We start from the raw sequence: 24,686 nt of genomic DNA, 5'->3' as shown, positions 1-24,686 counted from the left end.
TGCCGGTGCCGGAGCTGGAGCTGGAGCGGGTGCAGGAGCGGGTTCGGGTGCCGAGCTGGCGGCGGGTGCGCCGGAGCCGATCACACCGAGCTGACCGCCGACCTCCACTACATCGTCTTCGTTCGCGGTGATCTCGAGCAGCGTGCCTGCCACAGGCGAGGGGATCTCGGTGTCGACCTTGTCGGTGGACACCTCGAGCAGCGGTTCGTCTACCGCGATCTCGTCACCGATCGCCTTGAGCCACCGGGTCACGGTGCCCTCGGTAACCGATTCGCCGAGTTCCGGCATCGTCACCGGGGTCCCGGAGGCCGAGCCGGACGCGGACGCCGCCGCAGGCTGTGCAGCCGGTGCGGGCGCGGCTTCCTGAGCGGGTGCGGGTGCGGGGGTGGGCTCGGGTTCGGCGGCAGCCGGCTCCGGAGCCGGCGCGGGGGCGGCGGATTCGCCGGCCTCACCGATAACACCCAGTTCGCCACCCACCTCGACGGTGTCGTCTTCCTGCGCCACGATTTTCGTCAACACACCCGCCGCGGGGGACGGGATCTCGGTGTCGACCTTATCGGTGGAGACCTCGAGCAGCGGCTCGTCGACCTCGACCGTGTCTCCTTCCTGTTTCAGCCACCGTGTCACCGTTCCCTCGGTAACGCTCTCACCAAGAGCGGGCATCTGGACGGAGAAGGCCATGTCCGTTGACTCCTCTAACTGCTCGACGGGTCTACAACAGTTCGTTCCGGTGGATCCCGTCGCGGGTCGCGACAGTCTTCCAGCCGACGTTCATTCTGCTCGGCGCCGGAGATCCGTGTGGTTGTTGTTCCGGGAACCATCCTTGCACTCGTCGCCGCGTGCGGTTACCGGAGGGCATCCCATTCTGTTATCCGGCACCATGGAATCACCGCCCTGTAAGGCGGGTTCGGTACCGAGCAGGAGGTCGGCCACGGTGGGCTTACTCGATAGGTTCCGTCGCGTCGCACCTGGGCGTGGCCGTGTTTCCCGCGGTCGCTCGCCCGAGGCCGCGTATCTGGCGGACTGGGTGCGTACCCATACCGGAGTGGAGGGATTCGTCGAGCCGAAAACAACTGTGACCGATGTCACCGTGGTACTGGTCGCCGCGGATGGGGAGTGGACCCGGCGGATCGTCGGCGAACGTGGCGCCCGGCGACTCGCCCGCGATCTGCGTATCCCGGTGTACGACGTCGGTAAGACCGGCTATCCGCAACGGATGCGCGACTACGATGCCCGCCGCCGGATCGAACGCAAACATGCGATCGAACGCGAACTCGGCGAGGACTGACCGGCTGCCGCGAGCGCACCCGGTGATCCGGGCCGCACGGCGCCGGTCCGGCCGGATGGTGCTGCTGCGATGGGTCCGGCACCGCTCGAGGACGGTGCCGGACCCGGTTTCGTCACCTGCCGGCGACAGGTGACCTATTCGGCGGCGATGTCCTCGAGGACCGCGATGAGCGTGCGGACCGGGACGCCCGTACCGCCCTTGCCGATATAGCCGAACGGCCCGCCGGTGTTGTACGACGGACCCGCGATATCGATATGCGCCCACTGGACGCCCTCCGGCACGAATTCCTTCAGGTAGGTGGCGGCCACCAGCATTCCGCCCCAGCGGTGCGAAGTCGCATTCACCATATCGGCGACCTTGGAGTCGAGGTCGGCGCGCAGTTCCTTGGGCAGCGGCATCGGCCAGCCGTGTTCGCCGACCGCACGGGAGATGCGGGCGACGCGGTCGCGGAAATCGTCGGTGCCCATGACACCCGGAGTCCGGGTGCCCAATGCGACCATCTGCGCGCCGGTGAGTGTGGCAACGTCGATCAGGTACTGCGGATCGTCCTCGCCGGCGCGGACCATGGCGTCGGCCAGGATGAGCCGGCCCTCGGCGTCGGTGTTGGTGACCTCGATCGTGGTGCCGCCGTACTGGGTGAGCACATCGCCGGGCCGCTGTGCGGTGTCCGAGGGCATGTTCTCGGCCATCGGCACGGTCGCGATGACGGTGATCGGCAGGCCGAGCCGCGCCGCCAGCAGGGTCGTTGCCACGACCGCCGCCGCCCCGGCCATATCCGAGGTCATGTTCTCCATGTTCGCGGCCGGTTTGATGGAGATACCGCCGGTGTCGAAGGTGATGCCCTTGCCCACCAGCGCGACCTTCTTGTCGCCGCCCCGGTAGGTGAGCCGTACCAGTCGCGGCGGCCGGGAGGACCCCTTACCGACGCCCACCACGCCGCCGTAACCGCCGGCTTCCAGCGCCTGCTCGTCGAGTACTTCGACCTCGAGCCCGGCGCCCTCGGCGAGCAGTTCGGTGCGGCGCGCGAACTCGGCCGGGTAGAGGTGGCTCGGCGGGGTGTTCACGAAATCGCGCGCGGTGGCGACGGCCTCGGCTGTCAGCTGTGCGTGCAGCAGTGCGTCACCGCCGAAATCCGGTTCGGGGACGAGGAGTTCCATGCGGGCGAGCGCTGCGGCCTCCGGTTTCGGCGCGGATTTCGCGGACCGGAACGGGGTGAAGGAGTAAGCGCCGAGATAGAAACCTTCCACGGCCGCGCCGATATCGAGACCGGACAGGGTGGTGACGGCCCGTGTGACCCCGGTCAGCGAGCGGGCCGCGACACCCGCGCTGCGGCGGATCTGCTCGGCGTCGAGGTCTTCGGCGCTGCCGAGTCCTACGGCCAGCACGCTGGTGACGTTGTCCAGCCCGGCCGGTGCGGGCACCCGGATCAGCTGTTCGGCCTTACCGGTACCGCCGACCGCGGTCACCTGGTCGAGCAGCCGGGCGCGCAGGTCGGCATCGAGTACATCGCCGAAGAGGTCCTCGGGCACCAGGGCGGGCCCGTCGTCGGTGGTGGCCACACCGACGACGAGGACATCGGTGCCGGGCTCGATGGTCTGGGTACGTGCCAATTCCGGTCCGAGCGGACGATCTGCGACAGCTGTCATGGCTTTCAGGCTATTCGGTGGCGGTCCGCTGCCGTACCGCGACACCGTCGAGGAGTATGTCCACGCCGTAGGACAGCAGCGCGTCGAAGTCGAGTTCCGGCGGCGGCACCGCCAGCGGATCGAATACGCGATACAGGGTGGGCCTGGCCGTCGCGTCGATGAGGTCGGCCAGGCCGGTCGGAACCGGCTCGGTATCGCCCGGCCCGCCGAACCGGTCGATTCGTTCCGACGTCCACAGCAGGGCCAAGCCCTGTACCAGTGCCGAATAACTCAGATAGGCCGACATCAGTTCGGCGGGCGGCAGGTCCACTTCGTCGAAGGCCGACAGGGTGCGTTCCAGAGTGTCCAGCAGGCCGGGCCCGAGCGGTGGCTGTAGGCGCGACAGCACCGGCAGCACCCACGGGTGGCGCCGGTAGAGCTGCCATTCCCGGTGCGCCTCGTAACGCAGGCGCGCGCGCCACCCGGACAACTCGCGGGGCGGTGGCGGGGGTGTGCCGACAACCAGATCGACCATTGTGGCGAGCAACTGTTCGCGATCGTCGAAATACCGGTAGAGCGCCGCGGTCGTCACCCCGAGTTCCCCGGCCAACCGGCGCATAGTGAGGCCGTCGAGACCGGAATGGTCGGCGAGTTCTACGGCCGCCCGGGTGATCGCGATCGCCGACAGGCGGCGCGGCGGCGCCGGACGTTCGCGCGCGGGTGCCGCGGTCTGCCGGGCGCGGTAGGCGCGTGCCTGGCAGGACCGGGTGCAATACCGCCGGCGCCGTCCCCGGGCCGGTTGCCGTAGTTCCGCGCCGCAGCGTGCACAGTGGGTCACGGACTCGATTTCAACACACGAAATACCGTGACGAAATAGTGGTTGTGCTGTGGTGAGACGCATAAGTTCGCCTACAGGAACACCATTCACAAGGAGGCGGCGTGGGTACGGAACTGGCTGTGTGGCGTGCGGAAAAGAACGACTTCGACGCGTTGATGGCCGCGCTCCGGGAGGCGACTCCGGATGAGGCGGTGACGGAGTGGATCATGCGCGATCACCCGATGGACCAGTTCCTCGATATCTACCTGCCGGAGATCGTCGAACGCGGGCTCGACGGCGACGAGATCTGGGTGGCGGGTGCCGGGGGCGAGATCTGGGCGGCCTCGGTCTGGCAGGCCGTCGATTCGGTCGACCGCTTGATCGCCGATGCCGCTACCGCCCGTGAATATGCCGAGCGGGCGCCGGATGTGCGCCCGCTGCAGCGTTCCGCCTATGTCACCGAGCTGCTGGCCAGGGAACATCCGCGGCGGTTTCCGCACCGCTATCTGGAGTTGATCGTCACCGTTGCGCAGTTCCGGGGGCGGGGCGCCGGCGCGGCGATCCTCCGCCACCGAACGCGTGCGCTGGCCGCAGCGGGGATGCCGGCCTATCTGGAGGCCAGTACCGAGCGGTCGTCGCGCCTGTATGCGCGGGAGGGGTTCGTGCGCATCGGCGAGACCCACACCTTGCCGGAAGACGGCCCGACTCTGATTCCGATGTGGTTCGAGGCCTGAGCGCCCCGGGAACCCGGCCCGAAACGGTCGTCGAGACCACGGCACCGGCCCCGAGCGCCCGGCCCCGAACCGGTCGACGGGGACCGCTACCGGGAAAACCGGGACTCGGGCGCGGGGCCCGCCGGGTTCGCCCGGGGCCGGGATAAGCTCGCCGGGTGAGTGACGCCGAGCTGAAACAGGGACCTCTCCATGGAGTTCACGTCGAACTCGGGGCGAAATTCGCGCCGTTTGGCGGCTGGGAGATGCCGGTCTCCTACGCGGGCACCGTGGCCGAGCACACCGCGGTCCGGGAATCGGTGGGACTGTTCGATGTGAGCCATCTCGGCAAGGCGACGGTACGCGGGGCGGGGGCGGCGGAGTTCGTGAACTCGGCGCTGACCAACGATCTGGGCCGGATCGGCCCGGGTAGAGCCCAGTACACCCTGTGCTGCGCCACCGACGGGGGAGTGGTCGACGATCTGATCGCCTACTTCGTCCGCGACGACGAGATCTTCCTGGTACCGAACGCCGCGAACACGGCCACGGTGGTGGAACTGCTGGCGGCCGCCGCGCCACCGGCGATCACCGTGACCGACGAGCACCGCGACTACGCGGTGCTCGCGGTGCAGGGACCGCAGTCGACGCAGGTCCTCGACGCGCTGGGACTCCCCACGGACCTGTCGTTCATGGCGTTCACCGATGCCGACTGGAACGGACAGCCCGTCCGGGTCTGCCGGACCGGCTACACCGGTGAACACGGGTACGAACTGCTGCCGCGCTGGGCCGGCGCCGAGGAACTGTTCCGGGCCCTGGTCGAACAGGTGCGGGCCGCCGGCGGCGCTGTGGCCGGGCTCGGCGCACGCGATACGTTGCGTACCGAGATGGGGTATCCGCTGCACGGGCACGAGCTCTCCACCGAGATCACGCCCGTCCAGGCCCGGGCGTCCTGGGCGGTCGGCTGGGCGAAGCCGGATTTCTGGGGCAAGGCGGCGCTGGAGGCCGAACGAGCGGCCGGCGCGCGGCGGATCCTGCTCGGGCTCGAAGCGCTCGACCGCGGGATCCCGCGGGAGAACCAGACGGTGCGCCACGACGGCCGCGAGGCCGGGGTGACCACCTCGGGAACCTTCTCACCGACCAAGCAGATCGGGATCGCCCTGGCCCTGCTCGACCCGGCGATCACGCCGGGTAGCGAGGTCGAGGTGGATGTGCGCGGGCGGGCGCTGCGCTGCACCGTGGTACGGCCGCCGTTCGTGAAACCGCGCACCAGCTGATCCGAGCCGTGTCGCGCGGCGAAACAGCTCTCGAGGTGCCGGACAACCGACCACCGCGTATTCTGCGGGACCCCAGGACATAGACTGCTGGTCATGACCGCTGCTGCACAGTTCGCCCGTATCCCTCATCCTGCGCCCACCCCGGCGCAGCGGGTACAGGAGATTCTGGCGGCACCCGGATTCGGCCGATTCTTCACCGACCATATGGTCACCATCGACTACACCGAGGCCGACGGCTGGACCAACGCGATCGTCGAACCGTACGCGTCGCTGACTCTCGACCCGGCGACCATGGTCTTCCACTACGGGCAGGCCATCTTCGAAGGGCTCAAGGCCTACCGGCAGCCGGACGGGCAGGTCGCGTGTTTCCGGATCGACGCGAACGCGGCCCGGTTCCGCCGTTCCGCGCGGCGGATGGCGATGGCCGAACTACCCGAGGAACTGTTCATCGAATCGGTGCGCCAGCTGCTCGAGGTCGATTCGGCCTGGGTCCCCGCCGCCGGCGGCGAAGAGTCGCTGTATCTGCGGCCGTTCATGTTCGCCACCGAATCGGGTCTGGGCGTGAAACCGGCCTCCTCCTACAAGTACCTGCTACTCGGTTCGCCGGCCGGGGCCTACTTCCCGCGTGGTGTGAAACCGGTGCGGGTGTGGCTGTCCACCGAATACGTGCGCGCCGCACCCGGCGGTACCGGCGAGGCGAAGGTCGCCGGTAACTACGCGGCCTCGCTGCTGGCCCAGGCCGAGGCCACGGCCAAGGGCTGCGATCAGGTGGTGTGGCTGGATGCCGTCGAACGCCGCTACGTCGAGGAGATGGGGACCAACAACCTGTTCTTCGTGTACGGCTCCGGTGCCGATGCCCGCCTGGTGACCCCCGAACTGTCCGGGTCGCTACTGCCGGGAATCACCCGCGATTCGCTGCTCACCCTGGCCGCCGATTCCGGCTATCCGGTCACGGAACGCAAGATTTCGGTGGAGGATTGGCGTGCGGGCGCGGAATCCGGTGAAATCACGGAGGTGTTCGCGTGCGGTACCGCGGCCGTGATCACGCCGGTCGGCTCGGTATGCGGGCCGGACGGCGAATTCGCGATCGGCGGTGGCGAACCCGGTGAGGTGACCATGGCGCTGCGCGACACTCTGACCGGAATCCAGCGCGGCACCTTCGCCGATGTGCACCAGTGGATGCGGGTGCTCTGACCCCCCGATACATCCCGTTGTCACCGGGTACCGGATCGGCGTCCGGCACCCGGACGCGGATCAGCCCGGCATGAGGGCGTGCCATTCGGCCAGTGATCGCGGGCGCAGCACATAGTTGTTGTCGCGGATCGAGTCCAGCGACGCGTGCGGGTCGGCGGAATACCAGTGCCCCGGGTACACCTCCGGGTTGATCGGCATATCCGCCAGCGACCGCAGGCTGGCGAACATGGCCGCGGAATCCCCGCCCGGGAAATCGGTGCGACCGCAGCCGTCGATGAACAGCGTGTCCCCGGCGATGAGTTTGTCGTCCACGAGGAAGCACTGGCTACCGGGAGTATGCCCCGGGGTGTGCAGGAATTCGATATCGAAGACACCGACACTCAGTTTGTCGCCGTGCCCGTGCCCGGTCAGTTCGCTGGGCGCGATCCCGGTGACATTCGCGACCCAGGATTTCTCCTCGTCGTTCACATGAACCGGGACGGTGGCTTCTTCGAGTAGTTCCTTCACGCCGCGCAGCGTGAAACCCATCATCGAGCCGCCGATATGGTCGGGATGGTGGTGGGTGACCAGTACACCGGACAGTTTCAGTCCGTCGTTCTCGGCGATACCGGCCAGATCGCCCGCGGCGTAGGCCGGGTCCACGACGACGCATTCACCGGTGTCCCGGTCGCCGATCAGATAGGCGAAATTACGCATCTGCGTGGCGATCGGGTCGCCCACGGCGAAATCCCGGCCTGCGAGCAGTTGACGGAAGTAGAGGCGCTCGGCTGACATACCTTCCACCTTATGGGCAGTGACGTGGCGGTGAGACGCTGCGTTCGCAATATTGAGGCGGGTGACATCAGACTGGGTCCGCATTGTGGCGCACCACGTGTCTGAGCCACCCCGGAAGACGTCAGTCGGGCACTCCCGTCGCAAGCAGATGAGCTTCGGTGGACGGGGCGGGTTCCAGCACTACGCCGAGCGCGTGTGCGAGTCCGACGAGTGCGGCCTCCGCGTGCGGCGAGAGGATGATCTCCGGTCGACCGAAGTCGCTCGGGAGGTTCGATAGTTCGGCAAGTAGTGCCGGCCGCATGTACGGCCAGCACGACTGTGCCAGGCCACCCGACAGAACGACCGACCGCATCTGGAACACACCTGTCAACTGTGTGATGAACGCGCCGAGTCGATAACCGAAGTGCTTCTTGCCGGCTCGATCACCCCGGCGGGTCTCCAACTCGGCCAGACCAGGACTGCCGAGTGCCCACCACACGCTGCGATTCGATGCCTGCGTATGCAGCGGCCAGTGCCCGAGTTCCCAGTTCTCCCCGGTGAGCGGGCGGACGACGTGCCGGTCGGCGTCGATGATTCCGACGCCGACCGACGTACCCAAAGAGATCGAAACGGCCCCGAATTCCACTGCCGGCGTCCGGAGCATCGCGTAACCGTGCGCCTCTCCGTCGTTCATGATGACGACCGGGCAGTTGAGGTCGTTCTGTAGTCTGCGGCGGAGATCGCCTTCCGCCCAAGGCCAGTGGCGGCAGAGCCGCACGTAGCCTTTTTCGCTGTCGACGATGCCGGCCATCGAAATCCCGACCACCGTCGGCCGACGGCAGCGATCTCGTATTGCGCGGACGAGATGCTGGTAGTCACTCAATTGCACCGGCGGCTCGAGGTCGAGTTCGCCGCCGGTCGCCAGCGCGAATCGCGTGCCGGAGCCGCCGTTATCGACGAGGACAGCGGGGTGCGACGACATTGTTGACTCCTTATCGTGCCGCGCTTCTCTGCCGAGAGCGTACGGAGTGGACACCCGCCACCGGACCGGCCGGATTCCCACGGCTGAGGCGGCGACAACGCACGTTGTGCCGATCGCGAAATGCCCGGGGCAGGAAGTCAGGCAGCGTTCGCGGCCGCGAACCCCAGTGCGGCCAGCGTCGTCGCGAGTTCCACTGCGGTACCGAGCAGGTCGCCCGAGAGGCCGCCGAGGCGGCGGATACCGTGGTCGACCAGCCGGACAGATGCCATCAGGGCCAGTACTGCGACCAGCGGCCCGGACCAGGCGAGTCCGGGCACCGCGAACACGGCTGCCGCGGCGGCCACCACTGTCCACGCTGTGACTGTGACCGGCGACTGTGTTCCCGCGACCAGCGCGCCGAACCGGGTATCGGGCGCGGGTTCGATACCGCGGCGGCACGCGGCCACGACCGCCACCCGGCCCAGCGTTACCGCCAGGACCGCCGCGTACCAGTTCCCGGCACCGGCGAGGATTGTGAACGCACCGGCCTGGATACCGGCGGTCAGGACGATGGCGGCCACCCCGAACGGCCCGGCTCCGCCGCTTTTCATGACCTCGCGTGCGCGTTCCGGCGGACCGTACACACCGAGGCCGTCGAAAGTGTCGGCCAGTCCGTCGAGATGCATTCCCCGGGTCAGCAGCGCCAGTACCGCGACCGCGGCGAATCCGGCCGCGGTACCCGCTGGTTCCAGTAGCCACAGCACCGCCGCTGCCGCGAGCCCGAGCACAACACCGGCGACCGGTGCCAGCGCGATCGCGCGGGCGGCCGCGCGGCGGTCGACCTCGTCCGGGCCGCGGACGGGTAGCACGGTGAGCCAGGAGAAAGTGAGCCGGAGAGTCAGCACAACGCGTTCTCCGTGACGGGTGCCGTCACTTCCGCATATCGATGGTGGACGTCCCGGCTGCGCCGGTGGGAGCGGCGGCCGTGCTCACCCCGGCGTCGGCGAAGGTCGCCATCTCGGCGAGCACCGCCACGGCCGAACGCAGCACGGGCAGCGCCGTCAGCGCGCCGGACCCCTCCCCGAGCCGCATATCGAGGCCCAGGACCGGGTCCAGCTTCAGCTTGGTCAGCGCGGCAGTGTGCGCGGGTTCGGTGGAACGGTGCGCGGCCACCCACCAGGCCGAGGCACCCGCCGCCAGATCCTCGGCCACCAGGGCAGCAGCCGTGACGATCACCCCGTCCAGCAGGACCGGCGTGCGCCGGGCCGCCGCCTGCGCAAGGAACCCGGTCATCGCCGCGATATCGGCGCCGCCGGCCACTCGCAGCAATTCGACCCCGTCACGAGCCGCGGGCCTTGCCCGCCACATGGCGTCCCGGACAGCCGCCACCTTGCGCATCCAGCCGTGATCGTCGACGCCGGTACCGCGGCCGACCGCTTTGACCGGTTCGGTGCCGGTGAGGGTCGCGATCAGGACGGTCGCCGGTGTGGTGTTGCCGATCCCCATATCGCCGGCGACGAGTAGATCGGCGCCCGCATCGATCTCCTCGTCCGCGATGGCCCGGCCCGCGGCGAGTGCGGACGCGACTTCCGCTGTGGTCAGCGCATCCGCCCGGTCGATGGCGCCGCTGGACCAGCGGATCTTGTGCGCGCTCAGCGTCGGGTCGGTATCGGCGGCGACCGCGATATCCACCACCCGCACGCCGGCATCGGCCACTCGGGCCAGCGCGTTGACCGCCGCCCCACCGGCCTGGAAATTGGCCACCATCTGCGCGGTGACCTCGCTCGGAAACGCCGAAACACCGTGCGCGGCAACACCGTGGTCACCCGCGAACACCACCACCCGGGCCCGCTCGAACTGCCGCGGCGGGCACACCCCTTGGCAGGCAGCGACCCAGTTGCCCAGCTCCTCCAGCCGCCCCAGCGACCCCGGCGGTTTGGTCAGCGACGCCTGCCGCTGCTCGGCCGCCGCGCGGGCGCCGGCATCCGGCGGAGCAACGGGTGCGAATCCCTCTGACACTGGTGGAGCCTTCCGGTCGGGTAGCTGTCACACCGGGCTCACCGCACCGGGGACCGGTGGCCGGGCCCCGGCCGCGGCGGCCGGTCTCCCGACAATATTGCCCGCCCGCCCCGGAAACCGCGCGAGGCACCCGGCTGTCAGCGAGCGTCCGGCGTTCCGGCACCGGTGCGACCGGACGGCCCCTGCCCACAGCCGCAGAGTCCGCGCTCGACGGTGTGGTGCCGTACTCGGTCGGCGGTCACGTGCCGATGCGCGACAAGATCGGCCTCGGCGGTGGTACCTACGGCCGGCGCGGGGGCCTTCCGGCCGGGTTCGGGCCGGTCCCGCAGGGGGCCGCACATCGTGTCCGCGGCGGCCCCTGCGTGCGCGGGTGCCGGCCGGGAGTCCTGCACCTGCCGTGGGACCGGGCGGCGGTGTCAGCCCGCGCTCCGGGATCGCAACGCGGGCACACCCGGCCCGGTCAGGTCGTCACAGTAATCGGTGCGGCCGGCCATCGTCATGACCAGCGCCAGCGTGCTGCCGCGGACCTCCGGGCCCGTGCCGATATCGAACGGTCCGTCGGTGGCGACGAGGTGGAAACCCGCGCGGACCGTGCGGCCTGCCACGGTGAAATCGCGTTCCGCGAAGAACCGGGCGACCTCGGTGACCGCGGTGAGCTCCGGAGTCGCGAACAGCCCGAGCGGCCGGCGGATGTCCTGGCCGTGCACCACGACCTCGCCGAGCCATGCGGGGGTGTGGCCGGACGGAGCGGTTGTATTCGTGACCACTGCCCGGAAGCGGGCCAGCGTCTCGTCGGGACCGGCCCCGCGATACTCCAGCATCCGTCGCTGATTGTGCAGGTCGGCATCGAAACGTGCGCCTGCCATACTGCGGATCCACCGCCACCGGCCGGTGCTCGCCGCGGCGGTCAGATGTGCGACGACTTCCTCGACCGTCCACTGCCCGCACAATGAACGGGTGGCCCACTGATCCGGTGTCAGCTCGGCGAGTTCGTCGGCCAATGCGGCCCGTTCCCGGTGTATCGCAGCCCAGATATCGGCACGCGGCATGTCCTCCACGACGCATATCGAAGCACGGTCCTGTGACACAGCGGGCGGCCGCAGTGGTCGGTGTGGCGCCTCGGGAGCAACCAGCACCGCCGAGCGCACTGCGCGACATTCCGGAAACCGGACAGCCGACCGGCCGCGTGCCGCTGATTTGTGGGTTACCGGGCGTATTTCGCGCGTACCCGCAGCCCACCGGGCATCAGCGTGCGCAACCCGCCACCGGCCGGACGGGCCGCGGGGGTGGGTGGCGCCACCGGCCGGTCAGATCGCGTCGCCGGGACCGACACGTGGTTTCGGTGCGCGCATCTTCCGCATCTGTGAGGCGCGCACGAACGCGTACCAGCCCAGCCGGTAACCGGTATCGGTGCTCTTGGGGAAACGTTCCCGGACCCGCCGGTTCACGATCCGGCCGAGCAGGAATCCCTCGGCGATCATGAACGCCATCATCACGAGCATCGCCAGAGTGACGATGGACTGCCATGCCGGGGCGGCGAACATGGACAGGATCAGCAGCAGTGCCATCGGCATGAACAACCCGACCAGATTGCGGCGGGCGTCGACGATATCGCGCACGTAAGCGCGGAGCTCCCCCTGGTCGCGCGGCAGCAGGTATTTGTCCTCGCCGGCGAGCATCCGGGCGCGGCGATCCTGCGCGGCGGCTTTGCGATCTGCGGCGGCGGCCTTGCGGTCCGCTTTGGTGCCGCGGGTCTCCTTGCGCCGGGCGCGGGCTTCCTTCGTGGTCATCGGTGGTGGCGCGACGGGGCCCCGCCGTCGGCCCTCGGCCTCGCGCCGGCTCGGTGTAGGCCGGCCCTTACCCGCGGTGGGGGCTGCTTTCGCCGGGCCCGCGTCGGCCTCGGTGACGGTCGCGGCCCGCGAGCTGTCGGCGGGCACGTCGGTACCGCTGGGCTCACCGCGTCGGAACAACTTCACGGTAACCAGGCTAATCGGTCCGCTGACCGGCCTGGAAGCCGGGCGGTTGCCGCGTGGGAACAGTCACCGCCCGGCTCGGTCGTGGCGGTCCTCACGTGCGGAAGGTCCGGATACGGATTCCGGATGGGCCCGGGTGCTGTGCCGGGCGGGACCTGAGATGGCAAGATGGGAATAGCAGCCCGTCCGAGGGTGTTGACCCCTGAACCGTGCGCTGTTCACGGACCGACCACGCTGTCCATAGGAGAGTTCATGACTGTGCAGAACGAGACCGCCACCGAAACCCACGGCGTGACGCTGAGCGAGGCAGCCGCGGGTAAGGCCAAGGCGCTGCTCGATCAAGAGGGCCGCGACGATCTCGCGCTGCGGATCGCGGTGCAGCCGGGCGGCTGTGCCGGGCTGCGCTACCAGCTCTTCTTCGACGATCGCACCCTGGACGGCGATCTGACCGCCGATTTCGGTGGCGTCACTCTCACCGTCGACCGGATGAGCGCCCCCTACGTGCCCGGTGCTTCGATCGATTTCGTCGATACGATCGAGAAGCAGGGTTTTGTCATCGAGAACCCGAACGCCACCGGTTCCTGCGCCTGCGGCGATTCCTTCAACTGAGTGTGCGCCGCTTCGGCGGCACGGGTTTCGGCCCGCACAGGCGGGTCGGAGCCCTTCCTATGCCCGGGTCTCCGGAGAGCGCGGGTAAGTACCGTTTACGACACGTAGTCGTAGGCCCATCCAATTGATACGGTAATTCGGCGGGGGCAAGGCCCCGTTAACTTTCTGTTCGCGCTGATTCCGAAGGGGCCCACCTACGTGTCCATAGCTGTATCCGCGTCCGTCGCGACCGACCATCTCATGCGTTTCCCCGGTCGCTTCGCCGACGCACTGCTGCCCGATCAGCTCGAGCATGTCTCGCTGAGTTTCCTCGTCGACGATCTGGTCGTCCGGCGTGGCGGAGTAGGCGGCAATATTGCCTACGCCATGGGTCTACTCGGCCGTGCACCGCTGCTGATCGGCGCGGTGGGCCGCGATTTCGACGAGTACCGCACCTGGCTGGAGGGCAGCGGTGTCGACTGTTCGGCGGTCCGGGTCTCCGAGACCGCGCATACCGCGCGCTTCGTCTGCACCACCGACGAGGATATGGCCCAGATCGCCTCCTTCTACCCCGGGGCGATGAGTGAGGCCAGCGATATCTCGCTGATCGCCCTCGCCGAGCAGCGCACCCTCGAGCTGGTGCTGATCGGCGCGAACGATCCCGAGGCCATGCTGCGGAATACCGCCGAGTGCCGCGAACTCCACGTCCCGTTCGCCGCAGACCCCTCCCAGCAGCTGGCCCGCCTCGACGGCGACCAGGCGGTGCAACTCATCGAGGGCTGCACCTACCTGTTCACCAACGAATACGAGTGGGGCCTGCTCAAGCAGAAGACCGGCCTCACCGAGGAGGAGATCTCCGCCCGGGTCGGAGTGCGGGTCACCACTCTCGGTAAGGACGGCGTGCTGGTGGTCGATACCGACGGCACCGAGGTGCGGGTCGAGGCGGTACCGGAGACCGCCAAGGTCGATCCGACCGGCGTCGGTGATGCCTTCCGCGCGGGGTTCCTCACCGGTCACACCGCCGGCCTCAGCCTGCAGCGCTCGGCCCAGCTCGGTTCGCTGATCGCGGTGCTGGTGCTGGAGACCGTCGGCACCCAGGAATGGACGCTGGACGCCGACGCCGCCCTGAAACGGCTCGGCGAGGCCTACGGCGCAGAGGCTGCCGCAGAACTCGAACCGCTGCTGCGCTGAGCTGTACCGCACGCCGCGTCTGCCCACCGAGGCCCGGTCGGCTCGGATGCGGGCCGCCGACCACTACTTCGACGCAGTACCGCGAGGGCTCCGCTCGTTCACACCGAGCGGAGCCCTCGCGGTCTCGGGGCCGGGCCCCTGGTGTTTGCCGGAGGTGTCCCTCAGACCTGCACCGGGTAGATGGGTTCGGCGATCTCCGGCTTGATGCGGTCCTCGACGAAGATCCCGTGCCAGATCATGAACACCAGCAGCGTCCACAACCGGCGGCTGTGATCGCCGTCCCCGGCGCGGTGCGCGTCGAGCATCGCCATGACGGCGGCCTTGTCCAGCAGGTGGTCGGTCTGCGATTCGGTGATCTGTTGCCGGGCCCAGTCGTAGAGTTCGGTACCGCGCAGCCAATGCCGCAGCGGGACCGGGAACCCGAGTTTCGCGCGGTGCAGCACATGTCCGGGGACGATGCCCTCGAGCGCCTGCCGCAGCGCGTACTTCGTGGTCTCCTTGGTGATCTTCTGCTCCAGCGGGATCTGTTCGGCCACCCGGAACACTTCGGTGTCCAGGAACGGCACCCGCAGTTCCAGCGAATTGGCCATGGTCACCTTGTCGGCCTTGACCAGGATGTCGCCCCGCAACCAGGTGAACAGGTCGAGATGTTGCATCCGCGTCACCGGATCCCAGCCCGCCGACCGGTCGTAGATCGGGGCGGTGACATCCTGATGGGTCCATTCCGGACGGAATTCCCGCAGTACGGACCGCAGCTGGGCGTCGCTGAAACTACGGGCGTTGCCGTAATAGCGCTGTTCCAGGGGGAGCGACCCGCGATGCAGCAGGCTCTTGCCGCGCGTACCTTCCGGGATCAGATCGGAAACTTTGCCGGCCAGCCGGCGCAGTCCGCCCGGCAGCTTGTCGAACGGGGCCAGCGACAGCGGCTCCCGGTAGATGGTGTAACCGCCGAACAGTTCGTCGGCGCCTTCGCCGGACAGCACCACCTTGACGTGCTTACGGGCCTCCTTGGCCACGAAATACAGCGGTACCAGCGCCGGATCGGCCACCGGATCGTCGAGGTACCAGACGATCTCCGGGATCGCGGCCGCGAACTCGGCGGGGGAGACCACCTTGACGATATGCCGGGCCCCGATCGCGGCGGCGCTCTCGGCGGCCACATCGACCTCGGAATAGCCCTCGCGTTCGAAACCGGTGGTAAAGGTGATCAGATTCGGGTTGTGCCGCATCGCCAGCGCTGCGATGGCGGTGGAGTCGATACCGCCGGACAGGAACGAACCTACGGTGACATCGGCGCGCATATGCTTGGCGACCGAATCTTCGAGCGCTGCCGCGATCTCGGAGTACCGGGCGGCCTCGCTGCCCGCCGCGAACGGGCGCACCCCGAACGTCGGAACGAAGTAGCGGGTCGTCACCGGACGCTCACCCGGCCGCACGACCGCGTAACTACCCGATTCCAGCCGCCGGATGCCGGCGTGCAGTGTTTCCGGTTCCGGAACGTACTGCAGCACGGTGTAGTGCTCGAGTGCGCGATGGTCGAGCGATTCGTCGAGCCCGAGGTCGGGGAGCAGTTCCAGCAGGCTCTTCTTCTCGCTGCCGAACGCTGTACCACCGGGCCCGGTGGCCAGGAACAGCGGTTTGATACCGAAAGGGTCGCGGGCGAGGAACAGTTCCCGGCTGCGCGTATCCCAGATCGCGAAGGCGAACATCCCCCGTAACCGGCGCACCGCGTCAGGGCCCCAGTAGTGGAATGCCGCCACGATGGCTTCGCTGTCGCCCTCGGTGGCGAACATGGGCTGCTCGCCGAACTCGGCCGCGTGTTCGCGGGCCAGTTCCTCGCGCAGCTCCAGATAGTTGTAGATCTCGCCGTTGAAGGTGAGCGCGTAGCGCTCGGGGTCGTCGGCCGGCCCCCAGCGCAGCGGCTGATGCGAATGTTCGATATCGATGATCGAGAGCCGGTTGAAGCCGAAGATCAACTGGTCGTCGTGCCAGGTGCCGCGCTCATCCGGCCCCCGGTGCCGCACACAGTGCAGGGCGTCGTACACCCGTTCCACTGTTTTCGGCGCTGCGGTATCGGACGTCAGAAATCCGAGCAGTCCACACACTGCGGCGCTAACCTCGTTTCCTCTGGTCGGGGGTCCGCGCCGAGGGATGCGGGCGCGGCGGGCGAAAGCTAGTGTCCGAGTATGCCGCACGCCCGGATTTCCCGTGCGATACACCTCCGTTCTGCGGCTACGCTGTCGCGCGGAGTGTCGAAGCCGACCCGACGGCGTACCGGGCGCGTGTTTGGTCTACGCTGCGTAGTACTCGGACTGTGCCGGGTGGTCCCGCGTGGTACGCGGCGCTGCCCGGGAAGCCCGATGAGCTGTTTGTCTGTATCGCCGGAGGCGTCCCGCCACCGGTGATGCGATGTCGGAATGTGTGGCGACCAGGAAGGCGTGAGCGTGGCGCACAAGGCGAGCGACGAGATCGGGGCACGGCCTGCCCGGCGGCGGGGAAGTGTCCTGCGGCGGGCCGGACTGGCGGTATCCCTCGGGATCACCGCGATGCTCGTCTCCGGCTGCTCGATCGACAATGTGTGGTTGCGGTTCGGCTGGCCCTCGGGTGTCACCCCGCAGGCGCACCGGATGCGGGAACTGTGGACGTGGTCGGTCGTGGCCGCCCTGATCATGGGTGTGCTGGTCTGGGGTCTGACCTTCTGGACCGTCATCTTCCACCGCAAGAAGAAGGACTCGCCGGAGTTCCCGCGGCAGACCGGTTACAACGTGCCGCTCGAACTGAGCTATACGGCGATCCCCTTCGTCATCATCGCGGTGCTGTTCTACTTCACCGTGGTCGTGCAGAACTACGTGCACGAGAAGGTCGACAATCCCGATGTGGTCGTCGACGTGACCGCCTTCCAGTGGAACTGGAAGTTCGGTTACCGCGACGTCGATCTGAAGAACGGCTTCACCTACAACGGTGTCGACACCGTGCGTGAGGATGCCAACCAGGAGCAGTTGCAGGGATACGCCGAGCAGACGAACGAGCACGGTCGCGAGCAGCCCGGCCCCGTGCACGGCCGTCCGGAGAACGACATCCTGTCGTTCCTGCACTACAACAAGATCGAAACGGTCGGTACCAGCACCGAGGTACCCATCCTGGTGCTGCCCACCGGCAAGGTGATCGAGTTCCAGCTCGCCGCCGCCGACGTCATCCACGCGTTCTGGGTTCCGGAGTTCCTGTTCAAACGGGACGTGATGCCGAACCCGAAGGAGAACAACTCCGACAACGTCTTCCAGATCAGTGAGATCGATCGTGAAGGCGCATTCGTGGGCCGTTGCGCGGAGATGTGCGGCACCTTCCACTCGATGATGAACTTCGAGGTCCGGGCGGTGACTCCGGAGAAGTTCGAGAGCTACATCAAGGCCCGGGAATCAGGTATGACCAACGCTGCGGCCCTGGACTCCATCGGTGAATCGCCGGTGGCCACCTCCACCCAGCCGTTCAACACCGATCGCACGGTCAAAACCGATACCACCGAGAGCAAGTGAGGACTGATCTCCGATGAGGATCGAAGCACGGCTGTTCGAACTGCTCACGGTGTTCTTCATCATCGTGGGCGTCATCTACGGCTTCTTCACTGCGCAATCGCGCACCGGTATCGAATGGGCCGGCACCACGGCGATCGTCCTGACCGCCGGGCTGTCGCTGATCATCGGCACCTACTTCCGTTTCGTGGCGCGCCGTCTCGACCTGCGTCCCGAGGACTACGAGGACGCGGAAATCGTGGACGGCGCGGGCGACCTCGGGTTCTTCTCACCCGGTAGCCCCTGGCCGATCCTGCTCGCCGGCGCCGCCTCGGTCACCGCCGTGGGCTTCGCCTTCTTCGAGCCCTGGCTGTTCGTCCTCGGTGTGATCCTGATCCTCGTAGCCGCCGGTGGCCTGGTCTTCGAGTACTACCTGGGCCCCGAGAAGCACTGAGTTCAGGCGCCACCTACCGGCACAAGAACGAAAAACCCCGCTGCCCGAACGGACAGCGGGGTTTTTGTGTCGGGCGGCCCCGGTATCCGAGCCTGCGGCTACGGGATACCGGTACTTCTCCGGATGGTCTGAGCCGAGACCCGGGTGAACGAGACCTGTCCCCGTGCCTCCGTACTCAATCCACCGATTCGTACCTGATGCTGTTCTCCGAACGGCAGATCTCATCGATACCGGTGACGATATCCCGCAGCTGCTCCGAGGGAAGCGAGTGCGGTCGCAGCCGGCAGGTGAAGGTGATCAGCCCGTGGTCGGCCGAAGGCAGGCTGTGGGCCGCGGATTCTGCGCGCAGATAGTCCGACCGCACCCCGTAGGTCATGGCGGAGATGACGGTGAAGCAGCCGGTGCGCTCCCGGTGCCCGCTGAACAGATCGTGCAGACGGTAGAAGACCGACGTGTAGTTCGACAGCGGGGCGAAAACTCCGACCCGGTAGGCGGGCCCGCGTTCCGACGAGCTGATCACCGTATCGGCGAGGTATTCGGCATCGCGCAGCGTCAGCACCTTGGGGGTGAACATCACCGCGCCTGCCGCCGCGTTGCGGACCGGCATACCGGCCTTACCGCTGCTGGCGGAGGCGATGGCCCCGAGCGATTTGCGGGCCCGGCTTCCGACCTCGCGGCGGGCACGCAGGGAGCGGGTGGGGGCGGTGGGGTAGAGGCTCGACCATTGGCCGAATCGGACTGTGCCCAGCTGCACCTGCCCGGCGCCCACCGGGCGAGTTACCTTGAGTGGCGCCGTATCCACCCAGCGGCCCACTTGCAGGACGGCGTCGCGGGGGGTGGCGACTTCGCTGTAGGCGTAGTCGAGGAAACTGTCGAAATCCAGGAAGCGGTGCGAATCGGCGGACAGCCAGGTGTTGTCCTTGTCGACCTCGACCGCGTCGAGGGTGAGTGCGGTGATGATGCCCGCCCGGCCGCCCGCACCGAGGATGCGATGGAAACGTTCGGTGTGATGGGTGCGCCCGCAGGTACCGATCCGGCCGTCGGTGTCCACGTACTCCAGGTCCACGATCCGGTCGATGAACAACCCGTACCGGTGCGAGGCGGTGCTGACGCCGCCGACGGAGGCGAAACCCCCGGCGGTGATATCGCGGTGGTCGCCGACGACCGGTAGCCCCAGTCCGTGCGCGGCCAGGCGGCGGTCGATATCGGACAGCCGGGCACCCGCCTGGACCCTGACGGTGCGGCGGCCGAGGTTGAGATCGACGATGGCGTTCATCCGCCGCAGCGAGACCACGGCCTGCTGGTCCGGCAGGGTGAGGCCCTCGGTGGCGGGATCGCCGCCGTGAACGGTGAGCGGCCTGGCGTGATTCCGGGAATTCCGCACGGTGCGAACGACATCCGCGGTGTCGCGAGGAAGGTACTCGGCGGGGGAAACGATGTGCGGCGTGCTCATGGCACGAAAGCTAACCACAGCGCGGCGGCCGCGGCGATATCGAATCACAGATCTGCTCCCGCCTACCTGTCGAATGGACTGTGACCTGTGGGTTTATCCCGCTCTCGACCGGGGCGGGAGAAACCGCGGACGGTGCCGGTTTCCGCGGCCGTTGTCCAGGGGGATTTCACTGCCCGGCCGGGCCCGGGCGAGGTGAGTCTCCCGCGCCCGGACCGACGGTAGGTGAACGTAGGGCGCCGACCCGGACAACTCCGGTGTACCGGCGTGGCGAATCCGTCAGCGGGCCAGCAGATGCAATCGCTGCCCGATCACCTCGACCCAGTCCACCTGCTCGAAGGACGCGAAATCGACTCGGATCGCGTCCTGTACATCGCGGCCCGGCGCGAACATCATGGCGCGTTTGTCGGCTTCCAGGACGACATACATACCGTGCGGGTCGGCCAGGAAGGTCACCTCGAGCTGGTTCAGGCCGGGCAAGCGCGGTGAGGGGCCGAATTCGATCTCCTGGAAGAACGGCAGCTGGTGCGGGATCCGGTCCACACGGCCCACCTCCACATCGGCGTGCCGTAGCGCGAACCCCCAGGACTCGACGGCCGCGAGCAGAACATGCTGCGGGGGCAGGGCGCCGACTCCGATGGGATCGGTATCGGCGGCATCGAATCCGCCGTCCACATCGACCCGGGTGCGTACCGCCACCGCGGTCCCGGGCAGATGCCGGCCGTTGTAGAAAGTGATCGGCGTTTCCCACGGTGTGAGCAGTTCGAACCGGCCCTCGAGCGGCTGTCCGGGCAGCAGTTCGAACGGACCGAATACGGGAAGCTGTGCGAACGCCGTATCGAGCAGCTGTTCCCCGTCGTCGTATTCGCGTTCGGCGCGGGTGATCAGCTCCACCGCGACCCCGTTGATCCGCACCGGCCGATCACGGCAGCGCATCCGGATCACCCCCTGTATCGGTTGCCCCGGTTGCACACCGGGGGTGAAGAGTTCGGTCTCCACCTCCGTGGAGTTGGTACCGAGCGCACCCAGCAGAGTCTTGAACATCCGATTCGTCTCCCTTCGCCCCCGCCCGCGAATCCATTCCTCGCCCCGGGGCTGTCGGATCAACAGCGTAGATCGCCTGTTCGTGTCGGAGGGTGCCGGTAGGGTTGTGATTGCCTTGGGCTCCTGGGGAATCCGGCCTCGATGGGGTGGGATGGAGGTTTCCGTGTCGAATATCGAGCAACGAATCGACTGGGCGGTCGAATGGCTGCACCGCAGCCAGGCCAGCGTCCGTAACGGGGGCGCGGGCTGGGGATGGTTGTCCGATGTGCTGCCCAATCCGCAGAACACCGCGGAGGTCGTGGTGGCGCTGACGGCGGCGGGCCGTCCGGTACCGCGGCTCACCGAGGTTCGCACTCTGGTGCGCCGTGATGTCGTGGATACCGACAGCGGGGAATGGGTGTTCCGGTCGCCGGTCGACCTGTCCTGGCGGTTGCGGGCACTGGGGTGTCTGGGCGTACCGCCCACCGATCCTGTGGTCGAGCAGTGCCTGCGGGAGCTGTATGCCGCCCGGGATACCGTTACCCGGGGATGGCGGTTGTCCGAAACCGTCGGTCCCATCTCGCTGACGGCCACCACGGCAGCCCTGCACGCGCTGGCCGGTCTGGCCGATGCCGACGAAACCGCCGCCGAAGCGCTGCTGCAGGGCACCTCGCTGGTGGTTTCGATGATGCTCGACGACGATCCCCGCGCACAGCCGATCCATGCGTGCGCGCATGTCGCGCAGCTGCTTGCCCGGCCGGAAATAGCAGCGGTGGGCGGGAAACGGGTAGAGAAGGTCCGCGAGCTGACGGTGCGGCGAATGCTGTACGCATTGCGCGACGGTACGGCGGGCGCCGAGGAAGAATCCTTCCGGGAAGGCCTGATGGCCTCCACCTGGCGTCATCTCGGCCTGCACCTCGCCGTCGGCGCCGTGGTCACCGCCGACGAACGCGCCGTATTCGATCCGGGAGTCCGCCGTGGCCTGGTGGAACTACTCGAATTGCAGGAGACACAGGAGCGGTCGGCCGTCTGTGGCGGGTTTCGTACATCCACCGGGGGATTCATCACCTCGTTCGCGACCGTGCAGGGGCTCGAGGCGATGCTCGCGGTACGCCGGGTGGTGAACGAACGCGTCAACCCGGCGGTGATCTTCGACCTGATCTGCCGGGAACAGGGAGCGCATCCCCGGGACGCACAGCAGGTCGTCGGGCACCGTGGCCGGACGGTGCTCATGAACAGTTACGCCGGTGGGCTCACGCTGGCCGCCGCGGCGCCCGCCGGGCTCACGATCGCCCTGCTGGCTGTACTCTTCGCCAACGATCTCGGGGTGGTCGTGAGCCGCGCACTGGTCGTCTGGGGCACATTCTTCATCGCGCTCGGCACCTACACCGGGATCGCGACCCGACTGCCCTCGGTACCGAAAGGGCGGACGGCGGCCGCGGTGTTCGCGGCCTACACCGCGGTCGTCTTGCCGGTCGTGACCTTCCTGCTCTCGTGAGAGTCTCCTGGCGTGGTCCGGCGCTGCTCGGCGTGGCCACGAGCCTGTGGGGTTTATCGAGCGCGGGTATCGCCGCCGTGGGCGCCCCGGGAATCGCGGCGGCCCCGGTTGCCGCCGGCGGGGCCGTGGCGCTGCTGGCTTTCGCGATCGCCCGGGGCGCACATCCGTGGCAGGATCTGCGGAGCGCGCCGGGACTGTTTCTGCGGCTCGGGGTGCTCGAGGTGCTGAACTTGGTGTCGTATGTCGCCGCCCTGCATATCGGGCCGCTACCGGTGGTGGTCGCACTCCACCTCACCTCGCCGGTATTGCTGATCGTCGTCCGGATCGTCCGCGGCCGGCGGGCGATCACCCTGGTGCTGGTCGTGGAACTGGTCGCGATCGGTGCGGCGATCTGGCTGGTTGCCGGGTACCGGCCGGCGGATACGGCCCTCGGGCCGGCCCTGGTGGGCTGTGCTCTGGCACTGATCAGCGCGGGGTGTGTGGCCGGGCTGATCACCCTGGTGGTCCGGGAGTCGGCGGGCCGGGCGGGCGGATCGGCGGCGGGGTTGCAGCTACTGGCCGCGGCCGTGCTGGCCGCCCCGCCGCTCGGTGTGGCGATGCTCTTCGGCGTAGGCCCCACGGCTCGGCAGGTGGTCGCACTCGCGGTCCTGGGTGCGCTACTGCTCGGCCCCGGTTTCGCGTGCTACTGGCTGGCGCTGCGGGAGCTGGACGAGGTCACCACGGGGCTGATCGGGCTCAACGAGGCCGTGGTGGCGACCCTCGCCGGTGCGATCCTGGTGGGCTCCGAGATCACCGTGGCGACCCTTATGGCCGGAGTCCTGGTATTGGGCGCCGTGGGACTGGAACTGGGTAGCCCGGCTCGTGCTCGTGCGCCGTCTTGACGAATGCGGCGCAGGCGGCGAAATCCTTGTCGCCGGTCTCGGTCTCCACACCGCTGTTCACATCCACCCCGAACGGGCGCACTGCTTCGATCGCCTCGTCCACATTGTCGGCGGTCAAACCGCCGGCGAGGATCACCGGCCGGCCGATCAGCGCCAGTTCTCGCACGATCCGGGCGCTGACCGCCCAATCGTGCGTGCGTCCGGTTCCGCCGAGCCGGTCGGTGGTGCGGGAGTCGAGCAGGACCGCATCGCAGTCGGCGGCGACTTCCAGGGCGCGGGACACGGCATCGGCCCCGGTGACATGAACCGCGCGAACGATGGTCCGGCCGCGTGCGGCGGCGTGCACCGCTCGCAGCGTGCGGGTATCCACCAGGCCGTGCACTTGGATGGTGTCGGCACCTATCCGGTCGGCCAGTTCGAGAATGGCTTGCGTGTCCTCGAGATGGGTGACAAGGACCCGGTTCACGAACGACGGTGTGGACTCCGACAGCCAGGTCGCGGCCTCCGCTGTCAGCGCATCCTCGCTGAAGTGGGTGGTTCCGGAAATGAATCCGACCGCATCCGCCCCGGCGCTGACCGCCGTCTCCAGATCGGGCGCGGACCGGATTCCGCAAACTTTCGCGCGAACCGTCACCTGCTTATCGTACGCGGCGGGTCGGCTCGGTCAGCTCGCGGCGGATTCCGGAATTCGCGGCGTATGCGAGGGCGGACCGGAAGGTATGTTCTGCTTCAGGCTGGCGGCGTACACGTCGACATATTCCTGCCCGGACATCCGCATCAGCTCGTACATGACCTCATCGGTCACCGCACGCTCCACGAACCGGTTACCTGCCATGCCCTCGTACCGGGAGAAATCGATCGGCTTACCGAACTTCACGATCACCTTGCGCCGGCGCCAGCGGAAGGGGCCGGGCGGGCTCACCTCGCCGGTGCCGATCACAGCCACCGGGATCACCGGGACCCCGGTGGTCAGCGCTACCCGGGCCATACCCGTCTTGCCCTTGTACAGCCGGCCGTCGGGGGAGCGGGTGCCCTCCGGATACAAGCCGACCAGCCGGCCCTCGTCGAGCAGTTTGCGGGCGGCGTTGAGCGCATCCTGGGCCGCGTCGGCGCCGCTGCGATCGATCGGATACTGGCCGGAAGCGCTGAAGAAGAACTTCTGGAACCACCCTTTGAGACCCGGGGTATGGAAGTACTCGGCCTTGGCCAGATAGCTGATCCGGCGTGGGCTCTTCAGCGGCGCGAAAAGCCAATCCGCGATGGACAGATGATTTCCCGCCATGATGGCCGCACCGTCTGCCGGGATATTCTCCACACCCTCCACCTCGGGCCGGTTGTAGAGATGGATGAACGGACCCACCAGCACGAACTTGAGCAGCCAGTAGAACATGACGTCCTTACTCCGGGAATCGGGATGGAAATGTGAAGAGCCTCGGGGTGCCGACTCTACCGCCGGTCACAGAACTCCTCCAAGCCCG

Annotated in this window: 24 protein-coding genes; 10 read left to right on the top strand and 14 right to left on the bottom strand. The window is 68.0% G+C overall.

The annotated features are described in order from the left end of the window. Positions 1-681: biotin/lipoyl-containing protein (locus tag NS6_RS08250; protein WP_305778741.1), on the bottom strand; the 681-nt coding region annotated here is incomplete at its 3' end. 253 nt (positions 682-934) lie between these two features. Between NS6_RS08250 and NS6_RS08245 the strand changes: the two genes are divergently transcribed. Further along, positions 935-1,288 (top strand): oxidoreductase, encoded by a 354-nt coding sequence (locus NS6_RS08245; RefSeq protein WP_068039025.1) that lies wholly within the window; start codon positions 935-937, stop codon positions 1,286-1,288. 134 nt (positions 1,289-1,422) lie between these two features. Here NS6_RS08245 and NS6_RS08240 read toward each other — a convergent pair whose 3' ends face one another. Both NS6_RS08240 and NS6_RS08235 read right to left on the bottom strand, forming a co-directional pair. After that, on the bottom strand, positions 1,423-2,934 hold the full coding sequence (locus NS6_RS08240; RefSeq protein ID WP_068039022.1) for a leucyl aminopeptidase: 1,512 nt from the start codon (positions 2,932-2,934) through the stop codon (positions 1,423-1,425). 10 nt (positions 2,935-2,944) lie between these two features. Next, positions 2,945-3,751: a TetR/AcrR family transcriptional regulator gene (locus NS6_RS08235; protein WP_245669192.1), complete on the bottom strand. Its 807-nt coding sequence runs from the start codon at positions 3,749-3,751 to the stop codon at positions 2,945-2,947. A gap of 101 nt (positions 3,752-3,852) precedes the next feature. On the opposite strand from NS6_RS08235, the gene NS6_RS08230 reads away from it, so the two are divergent. From NS6_RS08230 to NS6_RS08220, 3 genes are all read left to right on the top strand, one after another. Then, entirely contained in the window at positions 3,853-4,464 is a 612-nt protein-coding gene (locus tag NS6_RS08230; RefSeq protein ID WP_168443513.1) for a GNAT family N-acetyltransferase, read from the top strand. Positions 4,465-4,619: 155 nt separating this feature from the next. Beyond that, positions 4,620-5,714, top strand: coding sequence for a glycine cleavage system aminomethyltransferase GcvT (gene gcvT, locus NS6_RS08225; RefSeq protein ID WP_068039018.1), 1,095 nt, complete (start codon positions 4,620-4,622; stop codon positions 5,712-5,714). A gap of 93 nt (positions 5,715-5,807) precedes the next feature. Continuing rightward, positions 5,808-6,908, top strand: a complete 1,101-nt coding sequence (locus NS6_RS08220) for a branched-chain amino acid aminotransferase (RefSeq protein ID WP_068039016.1) — start codon at positions 5,808-5,810, stop codon at positions 6,906-6,908. 60 nt (positions 6,909-6,968) lie between these two features. Here NS6_RS08220 and NS6_RS08215 read toward each other — a convergent pair whose 3' ends face one another. The 6 genes from NS6_RS08215 to NS6_RS08185 all read right to left on the bottom strand — a co-directional run bounded on the left by NS6_RS08215 (position 6,969) and on the right by NS6_RS08185 (position 12,617). After that, a complete protein-coding gene (locus tag NS6_RS08215; protein WP_068039013.1) occupies positions 6,969-7,682 on the bottom strand; it encodes an MBL fold metallo-hydrolase in 714 nt (237 codons plus the stop codon). Positions 7,683-7,803: 121 nt separating this feature from the next. Next, the gene (locus NS6_RS08210) at positions 7,804-8,643 is read right to left on the bottom strand and encodes an ROK family protein (protein WP_068039010.1); all 840 of its coding nucleotides are present in this window, start codon (positions 8,641-8,643) and stop codon (positions 7,804-7,806) included. A 137-nt stretch (positions 8,644-8,780) separates the two neighbouring features. Continuing rightward, complete coding sequence (locus NS6_RS08205) at positions 8,781-9,527, bottom strand: adenosylcobinamide-GDP ribazoletransferase (protein WP_068039007.1); 747 nt, start codon at positions 9,525-9,527, stop codon at positions 8,781-8,783. Positions 9,528-9,552: 25 nt separating this feature from the next. After that, positions 9,553-10,641 (bottom strand): nicotinate-nucleotide--dimethylbenzimidazole phosphoribosyltransferase, encoded by a 1,089-nt coding sequence (gene cobT / locus NS6_RS08200; RefSeq protein WP_068039004.1) that lies wholly within the window; start codon positions 10,639-10,641, stop codon positions 9,553-9,555. A 416-nt stretch (positions 10,642-11,057) separates the two neighbouring features. Continuing rightward, on the bottom strand, positions 11,058-11,690 hold the full coding sequence (locus tag NS6_RS08190; RefSeq protein WP_068038999.1) for a maleylpyruvate isomerase family mycothiol-dependent enzyme: 633 nt from the start codon (positions 11,688-11,690) through the stop codon (positions 11,058-11,060). A 258-nt stretch (positions 11,691-11,948) separates the two neighbouring features. Continuing rightward, on the bottom strand, positions 11,949-12,617 hold the full coding sequence (locus tag NS6_RS08185; RefSeq protein WP_068038997.1) for a DUF3043 domain-containing protein: 669 nt from the start codon (positions 12,615-12,617) through the stop codon (positions 11,949-11,951). 249 nt (positions 12,618-12,866) lie between these two features. Between NS6_RS08185 and NS6_RS08180 the strand changes: the two genes are divergently transcribed. Together NS6_RS08180 and NS6_RS08175 are read left to right on the top strand one after the other, a co-directional pair. Further along, positions 12,867-13,223 carry a HesB/IscA family protein gene (locus tag NS6_RS08180; protein ID WP_068038994.1) on the top strand — a complete coding sequence of 119 codons (357 nt, stop codon included), beginning with the start codon at positions 12,867-12,869 and terminating at the stop codon, positions 13,221-13,223. Positions 13,224-13,421: 198 nt separating this feature from the next. Beyond that, entirely contained in the window at positions 13,422-14,393 is a 972-nt protein-coding gene (locus NS6_RS08175; RefSeq protein ID WP_068038991.1) for a carbohydrate kinase family protein, read from the top strand. A 161-nt stretch (positions 14,394-14,554) separates the two neighbouring features. On the opposite strand, the gene asnB is transcribed toward NS6_RS08175, so the two are convergent. Then, on the bottom strand, positions 14,555-16,498 hold the full coding sequence (asnB, locus tag NS6_RS08170; RefSeq protein ID WP_068038987.1) for an asparagine synthase (glutamine-hydrolyzing): 1,944 nt from the start codon (positions 16,496-16,498) through the stop codon (positions 14,555-14,557). Positions 16,499-16,939: 441 nt separating this feature from the next. On the opposite strand from asnB, the gene ctaC reads away from it, so the two are divergent. Both ctaC and NS6_RS08160 read left to right on the top strand, forming a co-directional pair. Continuing rightward, positions 16,940-17,926, top strand: coding sequence for an aa3-type cytochrome oxidase subunit II (gene ctaC / locus NS6_RS08165; RefSeq protein WP_245669194.1), 987 nt, complete (start codon positions 16,940-16,942; stop codon positions 17,924-17,926). A gap of 13 nt (positions 17,927-17,939) precedes the next feature. Then, positions 17,940-18,356: a cytochrome c oxidase subunit 4 gene (locus tag NS6_RS08160; RefSeq protein ID WP_068038984.1), complete on the top strand. Its 417-nt coding sequence runs from the start codon at positions 17,940-17,942 to the stop codon at positions 18,354-18,356. Between the two features lie 175 nt (positions 18,357-18,531). Here NS6_RS08160 and NS6_RS08155 read toward each other — a convergent pair whose 3' ends face one another. Both NS6_RS08155 and NS6_RS08150 read right to left on the bottom strand, forming a co-directional pair. Continuing rightward, complete coding sequence (locus NS6_RS08155; protein WP_068038981.1) at positions 18,532-19,809, bottom strand: FAD-binding oxidoreductase; 1,278 nt, start codon at positions 19,807-19,809, stop codon at positions 18,532-18,534. 276 nt (positions 19,810-20,085) lie between these two features. After that, the gene (locus NS6_RS08150) at positions 20,086-20,850 is read right to left on the bottom strand and encodes a sporulation protein (RefSeq protein WP_068038978.1); all 765 of its coding nucleotides are present in this window, start codon (positions 20,848-20,850) and stop codon (positions 20,086-20,088) included. Positions 20,851-21,013: 163 nt separating this feature from the next. On the opposite strand from NS6_RS08150, the gene NS6_RS08145 reads away from it, so the two are divergent. Together NS6_RS08145 and NS6_RS08140 are read left to right on the top strand one after the other, a co-directional pair. Beyond that, on the top strand, positions 21,014-22,327 hold the full coding sequence (locus tag NS6_RS08145) for a hypothetical protein (RefSeq protein ID WP_157112658.1): 1,314 nt from the start codon (positions 21,014-21,016) through the stop codon (positions 22,325-22,327). After that, on the top strand, positions 22,324-23,208 hold the full coding sequence (locus NS6_RS08140) for a DMT family transporter (protein ID WP_068038972.1): 885 nt from the start codon (positions 22,324-22,326) through the stop codon (positions 23,206-23,208). The genes NS6_RS08145 and NS6_RS08140 overlap by 4 nt, the downstream gene beginning before the upstream one ends. Here the strand turns inward: NS6_RS08140 and NS6_RS08135 are convergent. Continuing rightward, positions 23,132-23,842, bottom strand: coding sequence for a phosphoribosylanthranilate isomerase (locus NS6_RS08135; RefSeq protein WP_068038969.1), 711 nt, complete (start codon positions 23,840-23,842; stop codon positions 23,132-23,134). The genes NS6_RS08140 and NS6_RS08135 overlap by 77 nt on opposite strands. A gap of 30 nt (positions 23,843-23,872) precedes the next feature. After that, the gene (locus NS6_RS08130) at positions 23,873-24,598 is read right to left on the bottom strand and encodes a lysophospholipid acyltransferase family protein (RefSeq protein WP_068038966.1); all 726 of its coding nucleotides are present in this window, start codon (positions 24,596-24,598) and stop codon (positions 23,873-23,875) included. Positions 24,599-24,686: the final 88 nt, after the last annotated feature.

Source organism: Nocardia speluncae NBRC 108251, assembly GCF_001613245.1.
Taxonomy (GTDB): domain Bacteria; phylum Actinomycetota; class Actinomycetes; order Mycobacteriales; family Mycobacteriaceae; genus Nocardia; species Nocardia speluncae.
The sequence above is the reverse complement of the archived record's forward strand: the minus strand, read 5'-3'. Positions and strand labels throughout refer to the sequence as shown.

Bases quoted from the DNA above. Each gene is read 5' to 3' on its own strand.
- NS6_RS08240 (WP_068039022.1), bottom strand. From the start codon at position 2,934: ATGACAGCTGTCGCAGATCGTCCGCTCGGACCGGAATTGGCACGTACC.
- NS6_RS08160 (WP_068038984.1), top strand. From the start codon at position 17,940: ATGAGGATCGAAGCACGGCTGTTCGAACTGCTCACGGTGTTCTTCATC.
- NS6_RS08180 (WP_068038994.1), top strand. From the start codon at position 12,867: ATGACTGTGCAGAACGAGACCGCCACCGAAACCCACGGCGTGACGCTG.
- NS6_RS08190 (WP_068038999.1), bottom strand. From the start codon at position 11,690: ATGCCGCGTGCCGATATCTGGGCTGCGATACACCGGGAACGGGCCGCA.
- NS6_RS08150 (WP_068038978.1), bottom strand. From the start codon at position 20,850: ATGTTCAAGACTCTGCTGGGTGCGCTCGGTACCAACTCCACGGAGGTG.
- ctaC (WP_245669194.1), top strand. From the start codon at position 16,940: ATGCTCGTCTCCGGCTGCTCGATCGACAATGTGTGGTTGCGGTTCGGC.
- NS6_RS08155 (WP_068038981.1), bottom strand. From the start codon at position 19,809: ATGAGCACGCCGCACATCGTTTCCCCCGCCGAGTACCTTCCTCGCGAC.
- NS6_RS08220 (WP_068039016.1), top strand. From the start codon at position 5,808: ATGACCGCTGCTGCACAGTTCGCCCGTATCCCTCATCCTGCGCCCACC.
- NS6_RS08130 (WP_068038966.1), bottom strand. From the start codon at position 24,598: ATGTTCTACTGGCTGCTCAAGTTCGTGCTGGTGGGTCCGTTCATCCAT.
- NS6_RS08210 (WP_068039010.1), bottom strand. From the start codon at position 8,643: ATGTCGTCGCACCCCGCTGTCCTCGTCGATAACGGCGGCTCCGGCACG.
- NS6_RS08215 (WP_068039013.1), bottom strand. From the start codon at position 7,682: ATGTCAGCCGAGCGCCTCTACTTCCGTCAACTGCTCGCAGGCCGGGAT.